General features: G+C 67.8%; 18 protein-coding genes. 2 read left to right on the forward strand and 16 right to left on the reverse strand.

Features of this window, described 5'->3' with window-relative positions:
* Nucleotides 1–129 precede the first annotated feature (129 nt).
* The 10 genes from POR01S_RS18745 to POR01S_RS18790 all read right to left on the reverse strand — a co-directional run bounded on the left by POR01S_RS18745 (nucleotide 130) and on the right by POR01S_RS18790 (nucleotide 9,222).
* Nucleotides 130–996: an ABC transporter permease gene (locus POR01S_RS18745; RefSeq protein WP_027597761.1), complete on the reverse strand. Its 867-nt coding sequence runs from the start codon at nucleotides 994–996 to the stop codon at nucleotides 130–132.
* 15 nt (nucleotides 997–1,011) lie between these two features.
* Nucleotides 1,012–1,893: an ABC transporter ATP-binding protein gene (locus POR01S_RS18750; RefSeq protein ID WP_042137625.1), complete on the reverse strand. Its 882-nt coding sequence runs from the start codon at nucleotides 1,891–1,893 to the stop codon at nucleotides 1,012–1,014.
* A gap of 14 nt (nucleotides 1,894–1,907) precedes the next feature.
* Entirely contained in the window at nucleotides 1,908–2,789 is an 882-nt protein-coding gene (locus POR01S_RS18755) for a TauD/TfdA dioxygenase family protein (RefSeq protein WP_042137627.1), read from the reverse strand.
* A 26-nt stretch (nucleotides 2,790–2,815) separates the two neighbouring features.
* On the reverse strand, nucleotides 2,816–3,826 hold the full coding sequence (locus POR01S_RS18760; RefSeq protein ID WP_042137629.1) for an ABC transporter substrate-binding protein: 1,011 nt from the start codon (nucleotides 3,824–3,826) through the stop codon (nucleotides 2,816–2,818).
* Nucleotides 3,827–3,989: 163 nt separating this feature from the next.
* Nucleotides 3,990–4,673 (reverse strand): TerC family protein, encoded by a 684-nt coding sequence (locus POR01S_RS18765; RefSeq protein ID WP_108582022.1) that lies wholly within the window; start codon nucleotides 4,671–4,673, stop codon nucleotides 3,990–3,992.
* A 162-nt stretch (nucleotides 4,674–4,835) separates the two neighbouring features.
* A complete protein-coding gene (locus POR01S_RS18770; RefSeq protein WP_042137633.1) occupies nucleotides 4,836–5,573 on the reverse strand; it encodes an ABC transporter substrate-binding protein in 738 nt (245 codons plus the stop codon).
* Nucleotides 5,574–5,691: 118 nt separating this feature from the next.
* A complete protein-coding gene (locus tag POR01S_RS18775) occupies nucleotides 5,692–6,408 on the reverse strand; it encodes an ABC transporter ATP-binding protein (RefSeq protein WP_042137635.1) in 717 nt (238 codons plus the stop codon).
* Nucleotides 6,408–7,214 carry an ABC transporter permease gene (locus POR01S_RS18780; RefSeq protein ID WP_037007561.1) on the reverse strand — a complete coding sequence of 269 codons (807 nt, stop codon included), beginning with the start codon at nucleotides 7,212–7,214 and terminating at the stop codon, nucleotides 6,408–6,410. Before POR01S_RS18780 ends, POR01S_RS18775 begins: the two co-directional genes overlap by 1 nt.
* A gap of 8 nt (nucleotides 7,215–7,222) precedes the next feature.
* Nucleotides 7,223–8,221 carry an aliphatic sulfonate ABC transporter substrate-binding protein gene (locus tag POR01S_RS18785; RefSeq protein WP_027601184.1) on the reverse strand — a complete coding sequence of 333 codons (999 nt, stop codon included), beginning with the start codon at nucleotides 8,219–8,221 and terminating at the stop codon, nucleotides 7,223–7,225.
* Between the two features lie 17 nt (nucleotides 8,222–8,238).
* On the reverse strand, nucleotides 8,239–9,222 hold the full coding sequence (locus POR01S_RS18790; protein ID WP_042137637.1) for an aliphatic sulfonate ABC transporter substrate-binding protein: 984 nt from the start codon (nucleotides 9,220–9,222) through the stop codon (nucleotides 8,239–8,241).
* Nucleotides 9,223–9,481: 259 nt separating this feature from the next.
* On the opposite strand from POR01S_RS18790, the gene POR01S_RS18795 reads away from it, so the two are divergent.
* Both POR01S_RS18795 and POR01S_RS18800 read left to right on the forward strand, forming a co-directional pair.
* A complete protein-coding gene (locus POR01S_RS18795) occupies nucleotides 9,482–10,849 on the forward strand; it encodes an LLM class flavin-dependent oxidoreductase (protein WP_042137639.1) in 1,368 nt (455 codons plus the stop codon).
* A gap of 17 nt (nucleotides 10,850–10,866) precedes the next feature.
* Complete coding sequence (locus POR01S_RS18800) at nucleotides 10,867–11,652, forward strand: MetQ/NlpA family ABC transporter substrate-binding protein (RefSeq protein WP_042137641.1); 786 nt, start codon at nucleotides 10,867–10,869, stop codon at nucleotides 11,650–11,652.
* Nucleotides 11,653–11,692: 40 nt separating this feature from the next.
* Here the strand turns inward: POR01S_RS18800 and POR01S_RS18805 are convergent, their stop codons facing one another.
* The 6 genes from POR01S_RS18805 to POR01S_RS18830 form a co-directional block, all read right to left on the reverse strand.
* The gene (locus POR01S_RS18805; protein WP_042137643.1) at nucleotides 11,693–12,295 is read right to left on the reverse strand and encodes a class I SAM-dependent methyltransferase; all 603 of its coding nucleotides are present in this window, start codon (nucleotides 12,293–12,295) and stop codon (nucleotides 11,693–11,695) included.
* Nucleotides 12,296–12,324: 29 nt separating this feature from the next.
* Nucleotides 12,325–13,071 carry an ABC transporter ATP-binding protein gene (locus POR01S_RS18810; protein WP_042137645.1) on the reverse strand — a complete coding sequence of 249 codons (747 nt, stop codon included), beginning with the start codon at nucleotides 13,069–13,071 and terminating at the stop codon, nucleotides 12,325–12,327.
* A 3-nt stretch (nucleotides 13,072–13,074) separates the two neighbouring features.
* Complete coding sequence (locus POR01S_RS18815; protein WP_042137648.1) at nucleotides 13,075–14,397, reverse strand: ABC transporter substrate-binding protein; 1,323 nt, start codon at nucleotides 14,395–14,397, stop codon at nucleotides 13,075–13,077.
* Between the two features lie 59 nt (nucleotides 14,398–14,456).
* A complete protein-coding gene (locus tag POR01S_RS18820) occupies nucleotides 14,457–15,503 on the reverse strand; it encodes a branched-chain amino acid ABC transporter permease (RefSeq protein ID WP_042137650.1) in 1,047 nt (348 codons plus the stop codon).
* 10 nt (nucleotides 15,504–15,513) lie between these two features.
* Nucleotides 15,514–16,395 carry a branched-chain amino acid ABC transporter permease gene (locus POR01S_RS18825; RefSeq protein WP_042137652.1) on the reverse strand — a complete coding sequence of 294 codons (882 nt, stop codon included), beginning with the start codon at nucleotides 16,393–16,395 and terminating at the stop codon, nucleotides 15,514–15,516.
* 170 nt (nucleotides 16,396–16,565) lie between these two features.
* Nucleotides 16,566–17,357: an ABC transporter ATP-binding protein gene (locus POR01S_RS18830; protein ID WP_042137654.1), complete on the reverse strand. Its 792-nt coding sequence runs from the start codon at nucleotides 17,355–17,357 to the stop codon at nucleotides 16,566–16,568.
* Between the last annotated feature and the right edge of the window lies 1 nt (nucleotide 17,358).

Genomic DNA, 17,358 nt, shown 5'->3' on the forward strand with positions numbered 1-17,358 from the left:
TGCTGCTGATCCCGGGGCAAAGTCGGTGGCCTGTTGGGCTTCGACGATAAGGCCGTCTCAACCCAACCCATGGTGCTATTCCGTAGGTCGGGTTGAGCGCAGCGAAGCCCAACAAAAAGGCGCCAGACCCTACCGCTGCATGCCCCACTTCTTCACCGTCAGCCGTTCCAGGGTGGCGAAGACCAGGCCCTCCACCAGCAGGCCGATGATGATCACCGCGGCGAGGCCGGCGAAGACGCGGTCGGTGTAGAGCTCGTTGCGATTCTGGAAGATGTACCAGCCCAGGCCGCCCTTGCCGCTGGAGGCGCCGAACACCAGCTCGGCGGCGATCAGGGTGCGCCAGGCGAAGGCCCAGCCGATCTTCAGACCCGAGACGATGGCCGGGAGCGCCGCCGGGATGAGGATCAGCCCGACGTACCGCAGGCCCTTGAGACCGTAGTTGCGCCCGGCCATGCGCAGGGTGTCGGAGACGCCGAGAAAACCCGAATAGGTGTTGAGCGCCATGGGCCAGAGCACCGAATGCACCAGCACGAACACCAGGCTGTTCTCGCCGAGGCCGAACCAGAGCAACGCCAGGGGCAGCAGGGCGATGGCCGGCAGCGGATTGAACATCGAGGTCAGGGTGCCGAGCAGGTCGCGACCGAACTGGGTGGAGACGGCCAGGGCGCTCAGCGCCAGGGCCAGGACCACGCCCAGCAGATAGCCCTTGAGCAGGGTGCCGAGGGAGATGGCGACCTTGGCCGGCAACTCGCCGGTCGCCAGGCCATCCCAGAAGGCCGCGGCGGTCTGCAGGAAGCTGGGCAGCAGCAGGTCGTTGCCCTGCCAGCGGGCGGCCACTTCCCAGGCCAGCATCAGGATCGCCAGGATCACCAGCTTGCGCAGCCAGGCCTGGCTCCACAGGCGCGTCGCCAGGGGTAGCTCGACCGCCAGCGGCAAATCGTCGAGGGGCGCGAGGTCCCGTTGGTATTCGGCCCGCACCGGGGGCTGTCGAGTCATGGGTCTACCTCGAAACTAGTAGGAAATGCGGCCCTGGACGATGGCCTGCTGCAGGCGCAGGCGCTCGTCGGCGACCTCCGGTGGCAGGGTCTGGACGTCGTCGGGGAACAGCAGGTTGTGGATGCGCAGTGCGGTGCTCTGGAATTCGGCGCCGCCGAAGTCCTCGAGGCCGAACTGGTGGCAGTTGAGTTCCGCGCGGACCCTGCCCGGATGGGGCGACAGGAGCAGGATGCGATTACCCACCACCAGCGCCTCTTCGATGGAATGGGTGACGAACAGCAGGGTGAAGCGCACCTCGTCCCAGAGCGCCAGCAATTCTTCCTGCATCTTGCGCCGGGTCAGGGCATCCAGGGCGGCGAAGGGTTCGTCCATCAGCAGGATCTTGGGCTGCATGGCCAGGGCGCGCGCGATGGCCACCCGCTGCTTCATGCCGCCGGAAAGATGATGCGGATAGGCATCGACGAAGCGCGCCAGGCCGACCTTGTCCAGGTAGTGCAGCGCCCGCTCGCGCGCCTCGCCACGACTGGCCTGGCGACTGGCGAGCAGCGGGAACATGGTGTTCTCCAGCACCGTCTTCCACGGTGGCAGCTGATCGAATTCCTGGAACACCACGATGCGGTCCGGTCCCGGGCCCTTGATCGGCTGGCCATCCAGGCGGATCTCGCCATGCAGCGGCGGCAGAAAGCCCGCCACCGACTTGAGCAGACTGGACTTGCCGCAGCCGGACGGGCCGAGCAGGACGAAACGGTCGGCGCCATGCACCTCGAAGGACACCTGGTGGGTGGCCCGCACCCGACGCTCGCGGGTGCGGTATTCGAGGTCGAGATCCTGCACCTGCAGCAAGGGCTGGGTCTGCGCCAGGGTCAGGTGCGGGCGGGAAGCGAGAGGAGCGTTCATGGTCGTCTCCTCCCTCAGAAAGGCGCATCGCCCTGGATGGTGGTGCGATACAGCTTGCGCCTCATATGGTTGGGGCAGCCGGCCGCCAGGTGCAGCAGCGAGCGATTGTCCCAGAACACCAGATCATCGGGCTGCCACTGGTGGCGATAGAGGTGCTCGGGCTTGACGCTGTGGGCGTACAGCTCGGCCAGCAGCTCGCGACTCTCGTCTTCCGGCAGGCCGACGATATGGGTGGTGAAGCCCTCGCTGACGAACAGCGCCTTGCGGCCGTTCTCCGGATGGGTGCGCACCACCGGATGCACCACCGCCTTGACCTCGGCCAATTGCGCGGCGGTCAGGGTCGGCCGCCAGTTGCCCTCGAACTTGGGCTTGGCATAGGTGGCGGTGTAGGAATGCTCGGCCTGCAGACCGTCGAGCTGGCGCTTGAGCGCCTCCGGCAGGGTGTCGTAGGCCAGGTGCATGTTGGCGAAGATCGTATCGCCGCCCTCCTCCGGCAACTCCTGGGCATGCAGCATGGAACCCAGGCTCGGCAGCTCCTTGTAGGAGAGATCCGAGTGCCAGAACTTGCCGGCGTCGCCCAGGCCGATCGGCTGACCGTCTTCGACGATGTTGGAGACGATGAGGATCTCCGGGTGGCCGGCCAGGTGGAATTGCTTGAGCACATGGATCTGCAACTCGCCGAAGCGCCGACTGAAGGCGATCTGCTCCTCGGGGGTGATGCGCTGGTCGCGAAACACCACCACATGGTGGTCCAGGTGGGCGCGATGGACGCGGGCGAAGTCGTCGGCATTGAGCGGCCGGGCCAGATCGATGCCGAGGATCTCGGCACCCAGGTTGCCGAAGGGACGGATCTCGAAAGTCTGGCCGGCGGCCGGACGGGGGGATGCGAGAGTCATTGGAGTTTTCTCCTTGGTGGTCCAGCTCAGCTGCCGGGACGCTCGTGGGCTTCGGGGAAGAAGTAGTCCTGCCAGGAGGCAGCCTGGTGTTTCAGCACGCCCAGCTCATGCAGCTTCTGGGCGTAGACGAAGGTGCGCTGTGGTTCGACGGTGAAGTCGATCTCCGGGTCTTCGACGATGCGCTGCACCAGGGCCAGCGGCAGCTTGGAGTTCTCCACGCGGATATAGGCCTCGGCCGCGGCCGCCTTGTTGGCGCGGATGAAGGCCGCGGCTTCCACCAGGGCGTCGTAGAAGGCGCGGTAGGTCTTGGGATTCTCGTCGTGGAATTTCTCGGTGGTGTAGAGCACGTTGAAGGTGCCCGGTCCGCCGAGGACGTCGTAGCTGCTGAGGATGCGGTGGACCCGGGGATTCTCCAGCGCCTGGTACTGGAATGGCGGGCTGGAGAAGTGGGTGGTGATCTCCGCGCCGCCCGCCATCAGGGCGGCACTGGCATCGGGGTGCGGCAGACTCACGCTGATGGCATCGAATTTCCTGAACTGGGCGTCGCCGAAGACCTTGGCCGTTTCGATCTGCAGGGTGCGCGACTGGAAGCCCACGCCCGCCGCCGGCACGGCGATGCGGTCCTGGTCGGTCAGATCCTTGATCGACCTGACCTCGGCGCGATTGCTCAGCAGGTAGTTGGGCATGGCGCCCAGGGCGGCGATGGCCTTGACGTTCTGCCGTCCGCGGGTGCGATCCCAGACGGTCAGCATCGGCGGCACCCCGGCGGAGACCACGTCCAGCGAGCCGGCCAGCAGCGCCTCGTTCATGGCGGTGGCGCCGGAGATGCTGTTCCAGTCCACCTGGATGTCCAGGCCGGCGGCCTTGCCGTGCTTTTCGATCAACTGCCGATCGCGCACCACGTCGAGGATCAGATAGCCGATGCCGAATTGCTGGGCGATGCTGATCCTGCCCTCGGCGGCGGCACCGCCTGCGAAGCCCAGGGCACCCACCACCGCGGCGATCACCGCCAAGCCCTTCCCTACCCTGCTCATCATCCCGCTCCGTGCCGACTGGCCATCCGAAAGCGTTATAGGCTAATGAGCTGTTATAACTTTTGGTAAAGACGGAATTTGACTAACGATATGCAGTGACGGCGCAGCTCAGGTGCGCCGTCACTTGGGAGCTGCCATGGAGCGGGTCCAGGGCAGCTGGCGAAGCTCAAGCCGTGACGGCGCGCCGCGCCAGCAACTGACCCACCGCCAGCACGAAGACCGCGCCGACCGCCCCTGCCACATAGGGTACCCAGTGCACATCGGCAAAGCCCAGCCAGCCCTGCAGCAGTTCGTCGCTGGCGATCAGCTTGCCGGCGATCCAGCCCAGCAGCGCCGCGCCGGCCACCACCAGCCAGCGAAACCTTTCCATGAGCTTCAGGATGAGCTGGCTGCCGAAGATGATGATGGGAATGCTGATGAGCACCCCGGCGATGGCCAGGCCCAGGTGCCCCTGGGCGGCGCCCGCCACGGCGATGACGTTGTCCAGGCTCATCACCACGTCGGCCACCATGATGATCCAGATGGCCTGGCCCAGGGTGGTACCGGCCTTGACGTTGGCCTCGTCCTCTTCGGGCATCAGCAACTTGATGCCGATCCACAGCAGCAGCACGCCTCCGACCACCTTGAGCAGCGGCCAGCCCAGCACATAGCTGGCGACGAACAGCAGCAGGATGCGCAGGATCACGGCGCCGGCGACACCGCCGAGAATGGCCTTGCGTCGTTGCGCATCCGGCAGGCGCCGGCAGGCCAGGGCGATCACCACGGCGTTGTCGCCGCCGAGCAGGATATCGATGATGACGATCTGCAGGAGACCGGTGAGAAAGGCGGGATCGGACAGGGTGGCGAGCAAGATCGACCTCGAAGCTAAGGGTGCTGGGACAGGCATTGGGCAGCAGGAGCCGTCGATGATTTCATCGGGCCCCTGCCGCGGCGCCAAGAATAGCGCCCCAAGCTGTCATCCAGCCGACGAAACGGCGCCGCGGATCGATTCCGCCTGGCGCCGGGCGGCCCTTCAGCCGCCCGTCGAGGGCGCGCCGATCCGCACGTCGCCCTGCCCGCTGGCCGCCAGCGCGCGGGCTACCAGGCCGCTGCGCAGTTGCTCATCGAGAAAGTCCTGCGCGAAGGCCGCTGCGGCGGTGCGCCCCTTGGGTACGGCCATGGCCTGGCGGATCTCGGTGAAGCTGTCGGCCAGCACCCGATAGCCCGGATGAGCCGCGGCATAGGCTTCCAGGGGTTGGCGCACCCCGGCGGCGGCGTCCAGGCGCTGATCGACGAACCAGTCGATGGCCGCTGGCGAGGTGGGCGCTCGCACCAGCTCCGCCTGGGTCAGGGTGCGACTGAGATAGAGGTCATAGGCCGCGCCCTGCCCCACGGCGATGCGGCGCCCGGCCTGGTCCAGCTCGGCCACGCCCTGGGCCGGATCGTCCGCGCGCAGCAGGTAGGTGCCCTCGATGATGACATAGGGTTCGCTGAAGGCGATCTGCGCCGCGCGTACCGGTTCGATGGCGAGAAAAGCCAGGTCCCAGGCGTCTTCCTGCAGCGCGGCAAAGACCTTGCCGGCGGCGTCATGGGTCGTGAACTGCACCGGCACGCCCAGGCGCTCGGCCAGCGCCCGGGCCAAGGCCACCGAGACGCCGGCCGGCTCGCCATCGGCGCCGCGTTGTGCCAGCACCGGATTGCCGTAGTTGATCGCGGTGCGAAGAACGCCCTGGGGGGCCAGTTCGGCCAATACCGCTGCGGATGGGCTCATGGAAGCTCCTTGGAGGGGTCGACTGTCGGGGTGCGGCTGGGGCTCGCCGCGGCCATCCGATACTGCCCGCTCGCGAGCGATTGCGCACGCCTTCGTCGACCCTTCCGTGCTCGTTGCCTCACACCCTGAGCCGCTGCAATTCCCCATAGGCCTCGGCGGCCTGGGCCAGCAAGGCGGGGGCTCGCCTTTCACGCGGATGGGGCGCCGCCACGGCGAAGCGGCGCTGCACGCGGGAGGGCGCGCCGCCCAGGACCAGGACGCGGTCGCCCAGGTAGAAGGCCTCGTCCAGGTCGTGCGTCACCAGCAGCACGCCGATGTGATACCGGGCGACCAGGCGCAGCACCAGGTCCTGCAACTGCCAGCGGGTGAAGGCGTCCACCGCGCTGAACGGCTCGTCGAGCAACAGCAGCCGTGGGCGACCATAGAGTCCGCGGGCGATGGCGACCCGCTGGGCCATGCCGCCGGAGAGTTGCTTGGGCAGCAAGGCGCCCTGCCCCTCCAGCCCGACGTCACTGAGCAACTGCGCCGTCCAGGCACGATCGAAGCGCGCGCCGTCGGCGAAACCGACGTTGGCCGCCACGTCCAGCCAGGGCATCAGCCGCGGCTCCTGGAACACCACGCCGACGCCCTGGCTGGCCGCGGCCAGGTTCATGTGGCCACTGAAGGCGTCGTCCAGCCCGGCGGCGATGCGCAGCAGGGTGCTCTTGCCGCAGCCACTGGCACCCAGCAGGCTGACCACCTCGCCGGCGGCCAGGGTCAGGTCGACGCCTTCCAGCACCCGACGCCCGGCAAAGGCCTTGCCGATGCGTTCGAGAGACAGCAGGGGTTCGCTCATCACTGGCCACCCTGGTAGGTGTCGCGCCAGGCCAGCGCCCGGCGTTCCAGGCGCAGCAGCAGTTCGTCACTGAGCTTGCCGAGCACCGCCAGCACCAGGATGGCGGCGATGACCACGTCCGGTCGCGAGGTCTCCCGACCGTCGCTGAGCAGGTAGCCCAGGCCGGCGGTGGCGGCGATCAATTCGGCGGCCACCAGGAACATCCAGCTCATGCTCAGGGCTCCGCGCAGGCCGGTGAACAGACTGGGCAAGGCGGCCGGCAGCAGGATGCGGCGGATCAGCGCCGGGCGTGACAGGCGATAGAGGCGCCCCACTTCCACCAGGCGGCGATCGACGTCGCGGATGCCGCTGACCAGCGCCAGGTACAGTGGAAAGAAGGCACCCAGGGCGATCAGCACGATCTTGGGCGTTTCATCGATACCCAGCCAGAGCAGCAGCAGGGGCACCCAGGCCAGGCTGGGAATGGCGCGCAGCGCCTGGAACAGCGGATCGAGATAGGCCTCGGCGCGGCGCGACAGTCCGACCCAGGCGCCGATCAGCAGCGCCAGACCCGCGCCCAGGGCGAAGCCACTGGCGACCCGCGCCAGACTGGCCGCCAGGTGCCGCCACAACTCCCCTTCCCCCAGCAGCCACAGGGTCCGCAGCACCTCGCTCGGCGGTGGCATCTGGTAAGCCGGCAGCCAGCCCAGGCGCACCACCGCTTCCAACGTCACCACCAGCCCCAGGGGCAGCACGGCGCCGCGCCAGCGGCCACCCGCGCCGCGGGCGGGTCGGGCGGCCTGGACCAGCGGCGCGGCCTGGGTCAGTTCATCACTCACGGCGCGGTCGCCTTGGCCACGGCGGGTTCGGCCTTGATCACCGCCTGGGCCAGCGCGGGCTGGACCAGGGCATCGACCGCCGCGACAGCGTCCACGCCAGGGCGTACCAGACCTTCCTCAGCCAGCAGCGGCGCGGCGCCCTTGAGCGCGGCGACGAATTGCGGACCGGGCAGCGGCTGGCTGAAATCGGTACGGGCGAGCTGGCGCTGGGCGACTTCCAGCGGCAGGCCGGACGCCTTGGCCAGCAACTCGGCGGTCTCCTGGGGATGGGCCAGGGTCCAGTGGCGCGCGTCCTCATAGGCGCCCAGCACCGCCTTGACCAGCTCCGGCTGGGCCTTGGCGAAGGCCTCGGTGGTGCTCAGCACGCCATAGCTGTTGAAGTCGAGATTGCGATAGAGCAGGCGCGAGCCCGCCTGCAATTCGCTGGCGGCCATGTGCGGATCGAGCCCGGCCCAGGCATCCACCTGGCCGCGCTCCAGGGCGGCGCGACCGTCCGGGTGCTGGAGATGGACGATGTCCACGTCGCCTTTCTTCAAGCCTGCCTCGCGCAGGCTGCGCAGCAGGAACAGATAGGGATCGGTGCCCTTGGTCGCGGCGATCTTCTTGCCCTTGAGATCGGCCAGGGACTTGAGCGGCGAATCCTTGGGCACCACCAGCGCGGTCCATTCCGGGCGACTGGCGAGATAGAGGGTTTCGATCGGGGCGCCATTGGCGCGGCTGAGCAGCGCTGCGAGCCCCGCGGTGGAGGCGAAATCGGTGCTGCCGCTGTTGAGGTATTCCAGCGAGCGATTGCTGCCCTGGCTGAACACCCAGCGCACGGCGATGCCCTGCTCGCCAAGGCGCTTTTCCAGCAGGCCCTGCTCCTTGAGCACCAGGCTGGTGGGGGCGTAGTAGGCGTAGTCCAGGCGGACTTCCTTGGGCGGTGCGGCCTGCGCCAGCAGCGCGCTGCCGAGCAGGGCCAGGCCGGCGGCCCAGCGTAGCGTGGTCTTGTGCATCTCGAGTTCCTTGTCGACTAGCGGGAGGTCAGGGGGGCGCTGGGGGTCCAGAGGTCCACGGCGCTGGCGTCCACGGCGGTGGGTAGCAGCTTGGCCGCATGGAAGGCATCGGCGATGCGCTGCTGCTCGCCGAGGGCGGCGCGGCTGACCGGCTGGACATCGTAGGTGCGGCGGCGGTTGGCCAGCTCGACGGTAGCCTCGTCCAGGCGACCCCACTGCGGACCAAGAATCCGTGCCGCCTCGGCGGGGTGTTGCTTCACCCACTGCCCCGTGCGCTGCAGCTCGGCGAACACCAGGCCCAGCACCTCGGGATGGGCCTGGGCATAGGGCGTGGCGGCCAGGTAATAGCGCTGGTAGCTGGCCAGGCCCTCGCCCGAGGCGAGGATGCGAACGTGCTGCTGGCGCTGGGCGCTGGCGACGAAGGGCTCCCAGGTCACCCAGGCATCCACCCTGCCATTCTCCAGGGCGGCGCGACCGTCCGCCGGGGTGAGATAGGCCGGCTGGATATCGGCGAAGGTCAGCCCGGCCTTCTGCAGGGCGGCGATCAGCAGGTAGTGGCTACCGGCGGCCTTGGTCACGGCGACGCGCTTGCCCTTGAGATCGGCGAGGGTCTGCAGCGGCGAGCCCTCCGGGACCAGGATGGCCTGGGCCTGGGGCGATGGCGTTTCCCGGGCGAAATAGGTGAGCTTGGCACCCGCCGCCTGGGCGAACACCGGCACGGTGTCGGCGACGTCGGCGGAGAGATCCACATTGCCGACGTTGAGAGATTCCAGCAGCGGCAGGCCGCTGGAGAACTCATGCCAGCTGACGGTGATGCCCTTGGCTGCCAAATCCCGCTCCAGGGTGCCTTGCTCCTTGAGCAGCACCAGCAGGGTGGAGGATTTCTGGTAGCCGATACGCAGGCTGGTATCGGCCTGGGCGGCGCAGGCGAGGCCCAGCAGACCCAGGGCGAGCAGCCCGCGGCGGAGACCTGCGCGGAACGAATAGCGGATAGCGGCCATGAATGCCTCAGCGAGCGGCGAATGAATGGCCGCCACGATAAGGAATAAGCAAAGGTCAGATTAATACCGATTTGGAATTTGGTTAGAGGGGACTGCCCTACCAAGACAGCCCTAACGTTATTCCGAAAGGCTATTTAAAGCCTGGTCTATCTGAAAGCTAACGTATAACCACCGGACCACCGGATCTCTCCTTTCGCCTTGAACCCGAGGATCCCATGGCTGTGCTCCGGACTCTTCTCCCCATGGGGGCACCCACCCCATGACCGCTCCCGCCAAGCAGGTGCTGCTCAACGCCTTCAACATGAACACCGTGGGCCATATCAACCATGGCCTCTGGACCCATCCGCGTGACACCTCCAGCCGCTATCACACCCTCGGCTACTGGACCGAGCTGGCCCAGCTGCTGGAGCGCGGCCTGTTCGATGGGCTGTTCATCGCCGACATCCTGGGCGTCTACGACGTCTACGGCGGCAATGTCGACCTGACCCTGCGCGAATCCATCCAGCTGCCGGTCAACGACCCCTTCCTGCTGGTCTCGGCCATGGCCGCCAGCACCCGGCATCTGGGTTTCGGCCTCACCGCCAACCTCACCTACGAGCCGCCCTATCCCTTCGCCCGCCGCCTTTCCACCCTGGATCACCTGAGCGAAGGCCGCGTCGGTTGGAACATCGTCACCGGCTACCTGGACAGCGCCGCCCGCGCCATGGGCCTGGACAAACAGATCGCCCACGACCGCCGCTACGACCAGGCCGACGAATACCTGGAAGTGCTCTACAAGCTGCTCGAAGGCAGCTGGGCCGATGATGCGGTGGTCCGGGATCGTGTCCAGCGGATCTATGCCCGCCCCGAGCGGGTGCGCAAAGTCGCGCACCATGGCGAATTCTTCGATGTCGAGGGCTATCACCTCTGCGAGCCCTCGCGGCAACGCACCCCGGTGCTGTTCCAGGCCGGCTCCTCGGACCGCGGCCTGGCCTTTGCCGGGCGCCATGCCGAATGCGTGTTCATCTCCGGGCAGGACCAGGCCGCCACCCGCGCCCAGGTCGACCGAGTGCGGGGCGCGGCAGTGGCCGCCGGCCGCCGCGCGGATGACGTCAAGCTGTTCATGGGCCTCACGGTCATCGTCGCCCCCACCGCTGCCGAAGCCCGCGACAAGCACGCCGAATACCTGCACTACGCCAGCCCCGAGGCCGGGGTTGCCCACCATTCGGCCTCGGTGGGCATAGACCTCGCCGCCTATGGCCTCGACGAACCCATCCGCCCGCAACGGACCGAGGCCATCGAATCGGCGCTCAAGCGCCTGGTGGCCAAGGACGCCGGCTGGACCCGCCGCAAGCTGCTGGAGCAGCACGCCCTCGGTGGCCGCTACACCGCCCTGGTCGGCGATCCCGGGCAGGTGGCCGATGCCCTGCTCGGCTGGATCGACGAAACCGGGCTGGACGGCTTCAACCTGGCGCGCACCGTCACCCCCGAGTGCTACGGCGACTTCATCGATCTGGTGATCCCGGAGTTGCAGAGCCGGGGTCGCTACAAGACCGCCTATGCCGAGGGCAGCTTCAGACACAAGCTGTTCGGCCGCGGCGACCACCTCGACACCCGCCATTTCGGCAGCCATTTCCGCCAGGCCTGACCCTTCAAGGACGCCCCATGACCCGCCTCAAGCCCCTGCTCTTCGCCCTCGGCCTCTTCAGCACCGCAGCCCTGGCCGCGCCGCTCAAGATAGGCACCACCGCCGCCTTCGCCCCGCCGCTGGAGGTCGCGGTGCAGGAGGCCAAGGCCGCCGGGGTGGACGTGGAGATCGTCGAATTCAGCGACTGGATCGCCCCCAACACCAGCCTCGCCAACCACGACATCGACGCCAACTACTACCAGCACATCCCCTTCCTGGAAAACGCCAAGCGCACCGCCGGCTATGACCTGGTAGCGGTGGCGCCGGGGATCATCAACAACGTCGGGCTCTATTCGAAGAAGTACCGCACCCTGGCCGAGGTCCCCAAGGGCGCGCGGGTGGCCATCGCCAACGATGCCATCAATGGCGGCCGTGGCCTGTTGCTGCTGGAGAAGGCCGGCTTCATCACCCTCAAGCCCGGCGTCGGCTACCACGCCACCCTGGCGGACATCACCGGCAATCCGCGCGACATCCAGATCGTCGAACTGGAAGCCGTGCAGCTGGCCCGCTCGCTGGACGACGTCGACGTGGCCCAGGGCTATCCGCACTACCTGCGCCTGGCCAAGACCATCGACCCCAACCAGGCCCTGCTCTTCGATGGCCTCGACCACCCCGAGTACGTCATCCAGTTCGTCGCCCGCCCGGACAACAAGGACGATCCGCGCCTGGCCAAGCTGATTGATCTCTATCAGCACTCGCCCAAGGTCCGCGCCGCCCTGGACCAGGCCCACGGCACCCTCTACCAGCCGGGCTGGAAGGACTGACTGGCGCCCCATTCTGTTGGCGAGAACGGCACCTGGAGCGTCAGAGCTTCTCCACGACGAAGGCGCAGCGTCCACGGTTGCGCCCGCCGTCGGGCAGGTCCATGAATTCGTCGATGAGGATGCGCACGCCCTGCCCCAGCAGTAGGGCGCGCAGTTCCTCGGGCGGATGGGAGTCATAGAAGAACGGCTGGTCGAACATGGTATCGACGAAGGCATCCGCCGCCGAGCCGCCCGCCGTCAACATCAGCCGCCCCCCTTGCGGAAGCCCGGCGATCACCCGCGCCAGGAGCGTCGCGTGCCAGCGGCGCTCCAGATGGAACAGCGCATCCCACAGCAGCGCGCCCTGGTAGGGTTCGGCGCAGGCATAGGTTTCCAGCCGCGCCTCGATCCAGCGCTGCTTGGGAAATTCCCGCCGCGCATGGGCCAGCATGGCGGCCGCCTGATCGACCCCGAGCACGCGATGCCCCTGGGCGAGGATGGCGGCGGCGACCGGCGTGCCGGTGCCGCAGCCCAGATCGAGCAGGGTGGCGCCGGGTTCGAGCTTTTCCAGGAGCACCTTCAGGTAGCGACGCTCGTCGTCCCTGAGGCTGACGCGGGCCTGGCGAAAGCTGTCGGCGATGGCGTTGTAGGAGGTCTTGTTCATGGCGTGGGCTCCCTGGTCGTTCCGGGAGCTTAGCCCACCCCCAGGTAGGCCGCCTGCACCGTCTCGTGCGTCAGACCCATGCCGGGCACGCCGGACTGCACCACCCGCCCGCTTTCCAGCACGAAAGCCTGGTGGGCGTAGTCGAGGGCGATGGCGCTGTTCTGCTCGGCCATCAGCACGCTCAGGCCCTCCTCGCGGTTGAGCCGGGCGACGCTTGCGAAGATCTCCTCCACCAGCAGCGGCGCCAGGCCCATGGAGGGTTCGTCCAGCAGCAGCAGGCGGGGCCGCGCCATGAGTGCACGACCCAGGGCGATCATCTGCTGCTCGCCGCCCGAGGTCAGACCCGCCAGCTGCCGGCGCTTGCTGGCCAGGCGCGGAAACCAGGCATAGATGCGCTCCAGTTCCGCGCGCTGCGCAGCGCGCCCGAGGCGGCGGACGAAACCGCCGCTGAGCAGATTTTCCTCCACGCTGAGCCGCCCGAAACAGTGGCGCCCTTCCAGCACCTGGACCAGTCCGGCGCGGACCCGGGCATCGGCCGACAGGCCCGCGAGGTCCCGCCCTTCGTAGCGAATGGCGCCGCGGACCAGAGCGCCGCGGGCGGCGCCGAGCAGCCCGGAGAGGGCCTTGAGGGTGGTGCTCTTGCCGGCGCCATTGGCGCCCAGCAAGGCCACGATCTGGCCCTGGCCGACCTCCAGACTGACGCCATCGACGGCGAGGATGGCGCCGTCGTAACGGACTTCGATGGCCTCGACCGCCAACAAGGGGGTGGTCGTCATGGGTCAGCTCTCCTTGCTGCAATCACGGGGGGTTATGCCCTTTTCCTTGGCGTACTGCCGGGCCGAGGCCTCGATGATGGGCCGCAGGAAGGCGCGATCGGCCTGCACCCAGTCGCTCACCAGTTGCCACTGCTCGCCATCCCACTGCTGGATGCGGATGGCGCCGCCGCCTTCGTGGTCGGCGCAGGAGAGCTTGAGCGGCTGCACCAGTCCCTTGGCGCCCAGGGCCTGCAGGCGGGCGTCGTCCAGCTTCAGGTGTTCGAAGCCCCAGCGCACCTGCTCGCCGCTGAGGGGCTTGTCGCCATACTTGGCCTGGGCCAGGCGCAAGGCCTCGACATTGAGGATCCCGTTGACCACGCCGAGGTTGTAGTAGACGGTGCCGAAACGCTTGGGATCGGCCAGGTCGCTCTGCCCCTTGGCCACCACGTCGCGTTCGATGCCCTGCAGCACCGGGAAGGCGGTGCCCGAAGGGTGGGTGGTGATGGCCAGGAAGCCCTTGGCCGCCGCGCCAGCCGGACGCACGTCTTCCTCGGAGTTGCTCCAGATGTTGCCGATGATGTGGTCAACCGGGAAGCCGACTTTCTGCGCGGTCTTGATAGCCACCGGGTTCATCACCCCCCAGCCACGCAGGATCACCCAGTCGGGCTTGAGGCGGCGAATATTGAGCCACTGGGATTGCTGTTCGTTGCCCGGATGGGGCACTTCCAGCAGGGTCAGCTCGAAGCCGTAGCGATCCGCCAGCTTCTGCAGGACCTCGTTGGTTTCCTTGCCATAAGGCGAGCCGTGGTAGAGGGTGACGATCTTCTTGCCCTTGAGGCTGGCCTCGCCACCGCCCTGCTGGCCTATCCAGTTGAGGATGGCCGAGACCTCCGAATAGGGGTTGAGCTGCAGCGGGAAGACATAGGGAAAGACGCTGCCATCGGTGGAGTCGGTGCGACCGTGGTTGATGGTGATCAGCGGCAGGCGGTCGGCGGTGGACCTTTCCAGGGTGGCGTAGGCGATGCCCACCGACAGCGGGTTGGTGGCAGCGGCGGGCGCGCCGTCATGGCCGTTCTTCAGGCGCTCGTAGCACTCCACGCCCTTCTCGACGATGTACTCGGTCTCGCACTCGCTCCACACCAGCTTGACGCCATTCACCCCGCCATTGGCGTTGACGTATTTCATGTAGTCGATGAAGCCGCCGAAGAAGCCGGTGCCGCCCGCCGCATAGGGGCCAACCCGATAGCTCTGCAACGGGAAGTATTGCTCGCCCGCGGCCTGGGCCGGGCCGAAGCTGCTGAGGCCCAGGGCCAGGACGAGGCTGCCGAGCAGATGACGTTTGAACATGGAGACTTTCCTTGTGGGGCTGGAGCGCCGGCGGGCCTTCCCGCCGGCAGGGAGTGAAGTCAGCGGCGCTGCAGGCGTTGCCAGCCACGCGTGGCGAGTCGGGCCAAGCCCTCGGGTTCCTTGATCAGTACCAGGATGATCAGGGCGCCGAAGACCATCTTTTGCAGGTTCTCCAGCTGGCCCGCGGCGATGAAGTCGCCCGGCAGCCAGCCGGCCAGGTTGGAGAGCAGCAGCGGGAACAGCACGATGAAGGCCGCGCCATAGAGGCTGCCGGCCAGGCTGCCCAGGCCGCCGAGGATGACGATGAAGAGGATCTGGAAGGAGCGACTCAGGTCGAAGCCATGGGGCTCCACGGTGCCCAGGTAGGTAAAGGCCCAGAGCGCCCCGGCGATGCCGAGGTAGAAGCCGCTCAGGGCGAAGGCCAGCAGCTTGGCCCGCACCACCGACAGGCCCATCACCGCAGCGGCGGTTTCCCGGTCGCGCACCGCCATCCAGGTACGGCCGAGTTCGCCGTGCACCAGTCGCGCGGCGAAGGCGAACAGCACCAGGACCACTAGCAGGGTGGCCAGGTAGCGATCCAGCGGCCCGCCGAAATCCTGGCCCAGCAGCACCAGCGGCGGCGCACTGATCACCCCCGAGGCGCTGCCATGGGAAAACCAGTCGAAGCGGGTCAGGGCCCAGAGGACGAAGAACTGCGCCGCCAGGCTGGAGACGATCAGGTAGAAGCCACGGATCCTCAGGCTGGGCAGGCCGAACAGCAGGGACACCAGGGCCGCCAGCAGGCCGCCGGCGAACAGGCACAGCGGCAGGGGCCAGCCCATGCGTACCTGCAGGTTGTAGGTGGCGAAGGCGCCGACCGCCATGAAGGCGGCCGAACCCAGCGACAGCTGCCCGGCATAGCCGGTGAGCAGGTTCAGTCCTAGCCCGGCCAGGGCCAGTACCAGGAAGGGAATCAGCAGGGCATTGAACAGATAGTCGCTGCCGACCCAGGGCAGCACGCCAAAAGCCAGCATCAGGAAGGCGGCCAACGCCAGGCGCGCGGGTCGCACAGCGGGTGCACGGGAGGCCAGCGGACGCGCCGTCAGGGCGTCGAGGGAAGTGCTCATGGAAGGTCCTCTAGACGCGCTCGACCACGGGTTCGCCGAACAGGCCAACCGGTCGAATCAGCAGGAATACCAGGGCGAAGGCATAGGGAAACCAGTTCTCCAGACCACCGCCGATTAGAGGGCCGAGATAGACCTCGGCGAGTTTTTCGCTGGCGCCGATCAGCAGGCCGCCGACGATGGCCCCGGTGACCGAGGAGAAGCCGCCGATGATCAACACCGGCAGCGCCTTGAGCACGATCAGCGACAGCGAGAACTGCACCCCCAGCCGTGCGCCCCAGAGCATGCCCGCCACCAGGCCGACGCAACCGGCCACCGCCCAGACCAGCGCCCAGATGCGCGGCAGACGGATACCCACCGCCTGGGCCGCCAGGGGATCATCGGCCACGGCGCGCAGCGAGATGCCCAGGCGGGTGCGCTCGAACAGCAGCGACAGTCCGATCACCAGCACCGCCGCCACCGCCGCGGCAAACAGGTCGAAGCTCGACAGCAGCAGCTCGCCCAGCTCCAGCGGACGGTCCTCGATACCCAGGTCCAGGCCGTGCACCTGGGCGCCCCACAGCGCCTGGGCGGCGCCCTCGATGAAATAGGCCAGGCCCAGGGTGGCCATGAACAGCACCAGCGGCGAGCGATTCACCAGCGGCCGCAGCACCGTGCGCTCCACCACCACCGCCAGCAGGATCATGACGCCCAGCGTGACCAGCAGCGCCAGCCAGCCGGGCAGGCCGCGCTCCACCAGGCTGACGTAGGTCAGGGCGGCGAACAGCAGCATGGCGCCCTGGGCGAAATTGAAGACGCCCGAAGCGCGGTAGATGAGCACGAAGCCCAGCGCCACCAGGGCATACATCACCCCGGCGAGCAGGCCGCCGAGCAAGACTTCCAAGAAAAACGCCATGGTTTTCTCCCTGAGGCGTTCAGTGTCCTTAGAAGCTGTTTACGATCTCGCGAGCTAGAGCCAAACAAGGCGGAAAGGCCTGAGGAAGCGGAGTTTACGAGTGGTAAATGAGCATTCCGAAGGTCTTTCCAACGCCGGTTGGCCGACGCGCAGCAGATCGTCAACAACTTCTAGTGACGGGTCCCGAGATAGGCGGCGATCACCGCCGGGTCGTTGCGCACCGCGGCGGGTGCGCCATCGGCGATGAGCCGGCCGTAGTCCAGTACCACTACGTGATCCGCCAGCTGCATCACCACCTGGATGTCGTGCTCGATCAGCACCACGGTCACTCCGCGCTCGCGGTTGATGGCCCGGATGTAGCCGCTCAGCTCGCGCTTCTCCGCGGCGTTCATCCCGGCCATGGGTTCGTCCAGCAGCAGCAGCCGCGGCTCGGCCGCCAGTGCCCGGGCCAGCTCCACGCGCTTCTGCAGCCCATAGGGCAGGCTGCCCACCGGGACGTCGCGCCAGGGACCCAGGTGCAGGAAGTCCAGCGCCCACTCGGCCACCGCCCGCTGCACCCGCTCTTCGGCCGGCGCGCGGCCCAGGCCCAGCGTCTGTTCCAGCCAGGAGGCGCGCCGATGGCGGCCGCGCCCGGTGAGCACGTTGTCCAGCACGCTCATGCCCTTGAACAAGGCCAGGTTTTGGAAGGTACGCGCGACCCCGGCCCGCGCCGCCGCCTGCGGGCGGCGCAGCGCCGCGCTGCTGCCGGCCAATTGCACCCTGCCCCGCTGCGGTCGGTAGAGGCCGTTGATCACGTTGAGCAAGGAACTCTTGCCGGCGCCATTGGGCCCGATCAGGGCGCAGATCTCGCCTGCGCGAACCTGGAAGCCGACCTCGGCGAAGGCCGTGACCCCGCCAAAGGCCAGCGCCAGGTCGCTGACCTCCAGCAGCACCGGCGATGGCTTGGCCAGAGCCGCATCCATG

The sequence above is a fragment of the Pseudomonas oryzihabitans NBRC 102199 genome, assembly GCF_000730625.1.
Taxonomy (GTDB): domain Bacteria; phylum Pseudomonadota; class Gammaproteobacteria; order Pseudomonadales; family Pseudomonadaceae; genus Chryseomonas; species Chryseomonas oryzihabitans.